This window comes from Streptomyces sp. LS1784, assembly GCF_020103755.1.
Lineage (GTDB): Bacteria > Actinomycetota > Actinomycetes > Streptomycetales > Streptomycetaceae > Kitasatospora.
Genome location: NZ_JAHSQD010001110.1, coordinates 1 through 1123, shown reverse-complemented (window position 1 = coordinate 1123; position 1123 = coordinate 1). Strand labels below are relative to the sequence as shown.

Sequence of the window (1123 nt, the reverse complement as noted above, 5' to 3'; positions counted from 1 at the left end):
CGGTGATGTCGGCCATGTGCACATGGGTCCGGACGGTGAGCGGATGCCCGGCCGGCAGGACCACAACCTGGCCCTCCGTGCTGAGTTCTTCGGTGTGGAACCCTGCCGTCGAGTCGAACGGCCGGTGCAGTAGCGCCACGTCGGCCCGGCCCTCGCGCAGAAGTCGTTCCTGCTCGGCCGGGCCGCACAGGATGACGTCGACGGGGACCGCGCCGGGTTCGGCGGCGTACGCGTCCAGCAGTTTCGCCAGCAGTTCGCGGGACGCGCTGGCCTTCGTGACCAGGACCAGGCCGGGACGGCCGGTCGAGGGAAGGGCGGCGCGGCGGGTCCGGCGCTCGGCCGCTTCGACCGCGTCGAGGGCCGCCCGGCCCTCGGCCAGCAGCACCGAGCCGGCTTCGGTCAGGGTGACGGTGCGGCTGGTCCGATCCAGCAGCGCTGCCCCGAGTCGGCGTTCGAGCTGCTGGATCGCCCGTGACAGAGGCGGCTGTGCGATCCCGAGCCGCTGCGCGGCGCGCCCGAAGTGCAACTCTTCGGCGACAGCGACGAAGTAGCGCAGTTCCCTGGTCTCCATCCGGCCACGGTACTCCGGATCAATACCTGAAAGGTATCGTTGCCCACCCAATCGGTCTTGGACCCCCGCCGGGGTCCGAGAGCAGCATGGTCCCCATGAGCGAACGAACGATTGCGCTGGTCACCGGCGCAAACAAGGGAATCGGCTACGAGATCGCCGCAGGCCTGGGCGCCCTCGGCTGGAGCGTCGGCGTCGGCGCCCGCGACGATCAGCGTCGCAAGGCCGCGGTGGAGAGACTGCGCGCGGCCGGCGTCGACGCGTTCGGCGTACCGCTGGACGTGACCGACGACGCGAGCGCGACAGCCGCCGCACGGCTGATCGAGGAACAGGCCGGGCGCCTCGACGTGCTCGTCAACAACGCCGCCATCACAGGCGGCACGCCCCAGGAGCCCACCCGCGTCGACCCCGCCACCATCCGCACGGTCGTGGAGACCAACGTCATCGGCGTCATCCGCGTCACCAACGCGATGATGCCGCTGCTGCGCCGCTCTGCCTCACCGCGGATCGTGAACATGTCCAGCAGTGTCGGCTCCCTCACCCGGCAGTCAGGGA

The 1123-nt window shown here is 70.7% G+C and carries 2 protein-coding genes; one reads left to right on the top strand and one right to left on the bottom strand.

What is annotated here, in order from left to right; translation table 11 throughout:
• A partial coding sequence (locus KS423_RS45990; protein WP_224285588.1) for a LysR family transcriptional regulator occupies window positions 1–571 on the bottom strand: 571 nt, incomplete at its 3' end.
• A 95-nt stretch (window positions 572–666) separates the two neighbouring features.
• Between KS423_RS45990 and KS423_RS45985 the strand changes: the two genes are divergently transcribed.
• Window positions 667–1123 (top strand): SDR family NAD(P)-dependent oxidoreductase (locus KS423_RS45985; RefSeq protein ID WP_224285587.1); only part of this gene is annotated, 457 nt, incomplete at its 3' end.